This is a genomic window from Aeromonas finlandensis (assembly GCF_000764645.1).
Classification (GTDB): Bacteria; Pseudomonadota; Gammaproteobacteria; order Enterobacterales; family Aeromonadaceae; genus Aeromonas; species Aeromonas finlandensis.
In genome coordinates, this window is record NZ_JRGK01000163.1 from 1 (window position 1) to 6,006 (window position 6,006).

5 protein-coding genes and 1 pseudogene are annotated in these 6,006 nt (G+C 63.7%); all 6 read left to right on the plus strand.

Annotation, left to right across the window (positions count from 1 at the left end; genetic code table 11):
• Positions 1 to 136 (plus strand): annotated as a pseudogene (locus LD28_RS0112005) (4Fe-4S dicluster domain-containing protein); the annotation flags it as partial.
• Entirely contained in the window at positions 136 to 2,007 is a 1,872-nt protein-coding gene (gene hyfB / locus LD28_RS0112010) for a hydrogenase 4 subunit B (protein ID WP_033137203.1), read from the plus strand. The pseudogene LD28_RS0112005 and the gene hyfB, both read left to right, overlap by 1 nt.
• A 1-nt stretch (position 2,008) precedes the next feature.
• The gene (locus LD28_RS0112015; protein WP_033137204.1) at positions 2,009 to 2,962 is read left to right on the plus strand and encodes a respiratory chain complex I subunit 1 family protein; all 954 of its coding nucleotides are present in this window, start codon (positions 2,009 to 2,011) and stop codon (positions 2,960 to 2,962) included.
• Between the two features lie 79 nt (positions 2,963 to 3,041).
• Positions 3,042 to 4,760: a hydrogenase large subunit gene (locus LD28_RS0112020; RefSeq protein ID WP_017784116.1), complete on the plus strand. Its 1,719-nt coding sequence runs from the start codon at positions 3,042 to 3,044 to the stop codon at positions 4,758 to 4,760.
• A 9-nt stretch (positions 4,761 to 4,769) separates the two neighbouring features.
• Positions 4,770 to 5,327 carry a formate hydrogenlyase complex iron-sulfur subunit gene (locus tag LD28_RS0112025; protein WP_033137205.1) on the plus strand — a complete coding sequence of 186 codons (558 nt, stop codon included), beginning with the start codon at positions 4,770 to 4,772 and terminating at the stop codon, positions 5,325 to 5,327.
• Positions 5,327 to 6,006: NADH-quinone oxidoreductase subunit B family protein (locus LD28_RS0112030; RefSeq protein WP_033137206.1), on the plus strand; the 680-nt coding region annotated here is incomplete at its 3' end. The genes LD28_RS0112025 and LD28_RS0112030, both read left to right, overlap by 1 nt.

Below are 6,006 nucleotides of genomic sequence, written 5' to 3' on the forward strand. Positions count from 1 at the left end.
CGGTGACACCGAGCGCGCCGCCCGTATCCGTCGCCAGCAAGCGGCCGACACCAACCCGCAAGGGGCCTGTGCCTTCTCGGCGCCCGCCACGGCGCTCCCTGCATCCGATTTATCCACCACAGAGGGCGTTCGCTGATGTTGTCCCCCCTTGTTATGGCCACGCTCCTGCTCTTTTTGCTGGGCGCTGCCGCCGGTTTGCTCCTGCAAAAGCTGCCCGCACTGGCCAACCGCCTCAATAGCGGCTTTGCCCTGTTGGGGTCACTCGCGGGTCTGGTCGCCGCCATCCAGATCTTTGCTCAAGGCACCCCCGTCGACGGCCAGCTCTGGCTGCTGGGCTCGGTTCATCTCGACATGCTGGCCGCGCTGATGCTGCTGGTGATTAGCACCGTCGGCGTCGCCGTCGCCCTCTACTCCTTTGCCTATATCCGCGAATATCAGGGCAAAGGGGATGTGGCCATCGGCGCGCTGATGAACCTCTTCCTCTTTGCCATGGTGGGCATGGTACTGGCCGACAACGCACTCGGTTTCTTGCTCTGCTACGAGCTGGTGACACTCACCACCTACTGGCTGGTCAAGACCAACCCGGAAGCCGCCAAACAGAGCCGTCTCTATCTGGTGATGAACCATATCGGCATGGCGCTGGTGCTGATCGCCTTCTGGCTGCTCTGCCGCGAATCAGGCTCGCTGGAGTTCGCCGCGCTGCGCGAGCACCATCTGGCGGGCGCATTGGCCTCCCTGGTGTTCCTGCTCAGCTTCTGCGGCTTTGGCCTGCGCGCCGGTTTCGTGCCGCTGCACGGCTGGCTGCCGGTGGCCGAGCCCGTTGCGCCGTCCCATATCTCGGCGCTGATGTCCGGCGTCATGGTGAAGCTGGGTCTCTTTGGCATCTTGCGGGTCAGCATCGATTTTCTCGGCGCCAGCCAGCTCTGGTGGGGTTATGTGGTGCTGATCTTCGGTGCCTGCTCGGCAGTACTCGGGGTACTGTTTGCGCTGGCCGAGCACGACCTCAAGCGACTGCTCGCCTACCACACGGTAGAGAACATCGGCATCATCCTGATGGGGATGGGCATCGGCATGATCGGCATCGCCAACCAGCAACCGGCGCTGGTGGTGCTGGGGCTGCTCGGCGCCCTTTATCACCTGCTCAACCACGCGATCTTCAAGAGCCTGCTCTTTATGGGCACCGGCTCTGTGATGTTCCGCCTGCACACCCGTGACATGGACAAGATGGGGGGGCTGGCCAAGCTGATGCCCTGGACTGCGCTGGCGTTCCTCATCGGCGCCATGGCCATCTCGGCGCTGCCGCCGCTGAACGGCTTTGTCAGCGAGTGGTTTATCTATCAGGCGCTGCTTTCCATGACCAAGCTCGGCACCTCCGTCGTCGCGCCGCTCGCGGTAGTGATGCTGGCGGTGACCGGCGCCATGGCGGTGATGTGTTTCGTCAAGGTGTACGGCATCTGCTTCTGCGGCGCACCGCGCAGCGAGAAGGCGAGCCACGCCCGCGAAGTGCCGGGGGCCATGGTGGCAGGCACCCTGTTGCTGGCCGCCGTCTGTCTGGTGCTGGGTCTGGGCGCCCCCTGGATTGCCCCTCATATCGCTGGTTACGGTCAGGCCCTTGTTGCCAACCAGATGACGGTGGCGACCGGCGCCACCCTGCTGCCACTCGACAGCTCACAGGCGATCCTCTCACCACCCGTTATCGCCATCACCCTGCTGGGTCTGTTCCTCATTCCGTTGCTGGTACTGGCCATCTTCAAGGGGCCCAAGCTCGGTCGTCGTCACGCCGGTACCCCGTGGGCCTGTGGTTACGCCTACGAGGAGCGCATGAGCCTCACCTCCGGCGGTGTCACCCATACCCTGCGCCAGCTCTGTGCGCCGCTCTATCGCAAGCAGCCGCAGCTCGATCTGGCCAGCGCCCTGCACGGGGTGAGCGATACCAGCGGTTCGACCGGCTGGCTGCTGCACGGCATTGTGCTGGCGCTCTTTATCCTGATGGCAGTAGGAGTCTGATATGCCTGTTCTTGAAATGCCGAGCTGGGGCATGGTTGCCCTCGCCCTGACCCAGGCCATCGCCATGCTGGCGCTGGCGCCGCTGGCCACCGGTTTCAACCGGGTGCTGCGGGCCAAGATGCACTCCCGTCAGGGGCCGGGCCTGCTGCAGGATTACCGGGATATCGCCAAGCTCCTGCGTCGTCAGGAGGTGACCCCGGAGCCTGCCGGCATCATCTTCAACCTGATGCCTGCGCTGCTCATCGCCGCCCTCCTGCTGGTAGCGATGGCGCTGCCGACCCTGACTCACGAGTCCCCCTTCCCCATCGCCGGGGATCTCATCACCGACATCTACCTGTTTGCCATCTTCCGCTTCTTCTTTTCGCTGGCGGGTCTGGACAGCGGCAGCATGTTTGCCGGGATCGGTGCCCGCCGCGAGCTGACCTTAGGGATTTTGGTGGAGCCCATTCTGGTGCTCGCCTGCTTCATCATGGCGATGATGGTGGGCAGCTCGGATCTGGGCAACATCAGCAGCTATGTGGCCACCCAGCCGCTGGCCGCGCCCATCGCTACCCTCTTGGCGGGGGCCGCCTGCGCCTTCGCGGTGTTTGTCGAGATGGGCAAGCTGCCCTTTGACTGCGCCGAAGCCGAACAGGAATTGCAGGAAGGGCCGCTCACCGAGTACTCCGGTGCGGGCCTCGCCCTGCTCAAGCTCTCCATCGGCCTCAAGCAACTGGTGGTGGTGCAGCTCTTTCTGGTGATTTTCCTGCCCTTCGGCAAGGCGGCCAACTGGAGTCTGCCCGCGCTCATCGGCGCGGCGCTGATCCTCGCCTGCAAGCTGCTGGTGGCCTTTTTGCTGGCGGGCATCATCGAAAACGCCATGGCCCGCACCCAGTTCGTGCGCACCCACAAGCTCACCCGCTATGGGTTGGGGCTGGCCCTGCTGGCGCTGCTCGCCTATCTGGTCGGGGTCTAGCCATGAGTGCCTTCATACGCTGTTTTTCCGAGAGCTCATTGCCGACCCCATACCCGAACAAACTTAAAGTGAGAACTGCATGACCATCGCCATTTCGGATCGCATCGGCTGCGATTACATCCAGCAGGTACGAGCCCAACTGCCCCACGCCATCGTCGACGAGGAGTGGCAAACCGCCGATCAGGCCACCATCACCGTCAAGCCCACCAGTCTGGTCGAGACGGCCAGCCTGATCTTCCATCAGCTGGGGGGCTGGCTTCCGCTCTCCTTTGCCAATGACGAGCGCAGCCTCAACGGCCACTTCGCCGTCTACCACGTCTTCTCCATGGAGGGCGACACCAAGTGCTGGATCACCGTCAAGGTGCTGGTGGATGCCGATACCCAGGAGTACCCCTCCATCACCCCGACCATTCCGGCGGCGGTGTGGGGCGAGCGGGAGATCCGCGACATGTACGGCCTGCGCGCCATCGGTCTGCCCGACGAACGTCGTCTGGTACTGCCGGATGACTGGCCGGAGGATATCCACCCCCTGCGCAAGGACGCCATGGATTACCGCCAGCGCCCGATGCCCACCACCGACACCGAGACCTACCCCTTCGTCAACGAGCTCGGCAGTGATGCCAACCGCATCGTGCCGGTCGGCCCGCTGCACATCACCTCGGATGAACCGGGCCACTTTCGTCTGTTCGTCGATGGGGAAGACATCATCGATGCCGACTACCGCCTCTTCTATGTCCATCGCGGCATGGAAAAACTGGCGGAAACCCGGATGGGCTACAACGAAGTGGCGTTTCTGACCGATCGGGTCTGCGGCATCTGCGGCTTTACCCACAGCGTCGCCTACACCACCTCGGTGGAGAACGCCATGGGTATTCCGGTGCCCGAGCGGGCCAAGATGATCCGCGCCGTGCTGCTGGAGGTGGAGCGTCTGCACAGCCATATCCTCAACATCGGCCTGTCGAGCCACTTCACCGGTTTCGACACCGGCTTTATGCAGTTCTTCCGGGTGCGGGAGAAATCCATGACCCTGGCCGAGCTGCTGACCGGCGCCCGCAAGACCTACGGCCTCAACCTGATTGGCGGGGTGCGCCGCGACATCTTCAAGGAGGATCGCATCAAGGGTGCCCAGCTGGTGCGCGAGCTCCGTGACGAGCTCAAACCCTTGGTGGCCATGCTGCTGGATACCGCCAACATCTCCTCCCGCCTCATAGGTATCGGCAAGCTCGACCCGCAGATTGCTCGCGATTTCAGCTGTGTCGGCCCCATGGTGCGGGCGAGCGGCTTCAAGCGCGACGTGCGCCGGGTCCACGACTTTGCTGGCTACCGCGAGCTGCCGATGGAGATCCAGACCAAGGCGGGCTGCGATGTGCAATCCCGGGTGCTGGTGCGCATCCACGAGCTCTACGACTCCCTCGACATGATTGAGTTCGGCCTGGAGCACCTGCCGGAAGGGCCGCTTTTGACCGAAGGGTTCACCTACCAGCCGGGCAAATTTGCGCTGGGCTTTACCGAAGCGCCCCGCGGCGAGAACGTCCACTGGAGCATGACCGGGGATAACCAGAAGCTGTTCCGCTGGCGCTGCCGCGCCGCCACCTACGCCAACTGGCCCGCCCTGCGTTACATGCTGCGCGGCAATACCGTGGCCGATGCGCCGCTCATTATCGGCAGTCTGGATCCCTGCTACTCCTGTACCGACCGGGTCACCCTGGTCGACCCCAAGAAGGGCAAGTCCACCGTGGTCTCCTACAAGGAGATCGAGCGCTACGGCATCGACCGCAAAAACTCTCCGCTGAAATAAGGGGTCATCATGATCAAGCTGTTCAAGACCATCCTCAAGGCTGGCACCCCGACCGCCAAGTACCCCTTCGCCCCTTACGAGGTGAACCGGGATTTTCGCGGCAAACCGAAATATCAGGCGGATCAGTGCATCGCCTGCGCTGCCTGCACCAAGGCCTGCCCGGCCAACGCGCTGGTGATGGAAGTAGACATGGAGACTGGCGAACGGCGCTGGGAGATCTCCATGGCGCGCTGCATCTTCTGCGGCCGCTGCGAAGAGGTCTGCCCGACCCGCGCCATCGCCCTCTCCCCCGAGTTCGAGCTGGCGGTGACCAACAAGGCCGACCTTTATGAGGAGGCCCGCTTCGCGCTGGCCCCCTGCACCTTGTGCGGCACCTACTTTGCCCCGAGCAAGCTGGTGGCACTGGTGGAGGACACCCTCAAGCAGGCGGGCACGCCGCTGGCGACCCCGGAGCGACTGCACCACTGCCCCGACTGCAAACGAAAACAGAGCATGCTGAGCCAGCCTGACTCGGCCCTGATCACACCGATTGCCACACCGATTACCACACAACAGGAGTGGATGTGATGAGCAAGATCAAAGGCATAGAACCGGTTGTCGGCCATGCCCATACCCGCGCCGTGCCGCTGGCACAGGATCCCGAGATCACCAAACTCAAGAAGACCCTGCTCAAGGACATTCGCCGCTCGGCCTATGTCTACCGGGTCGATTGCGGCGGCTGCAACGCCTGCGAAATCGAGATCTTCGCCACCCTCACCCCGCTGTTTGATGCCGAGCGTTTCGGCATCAAGGTGGTCGCCTCTCCCCGTCATGCCGACATCCTGCTCTTTACCGGCGCGGTGACCCGGGCGATGCGGGTACCGGCCCTGCGCGCCTACGAGGCGGCGCCCGATCCCAAGATCTGTATCGCCTACGGCGCCTGCGGCTGTGACGGCGGCATCTTCCACGACCTCTACTGCGTCTGGGGCGGCACCGACAAAATCGTGCCAGTGGATGTCTATATCCCCGGCTGCCCCCCCACTCCCGCCGCCACCATCTATGGCTTTGCGGTGGCGCTCGGTCTGCTTGAGCAGAAACTCAAAGCCACCAGCCATGAGGTGCAACCGGGTGAGCGGGTCGAGCTGCGCCACACCGGCATCCCCAACGAGATCCGGGTGATGATCGAGCGCGAAGCGCGCCGCATGGCCGGTTATCGGCAGGGGCGGATCATCGCCGACGAGTTCATGGCCCTGCTCGAAGGGGCGAC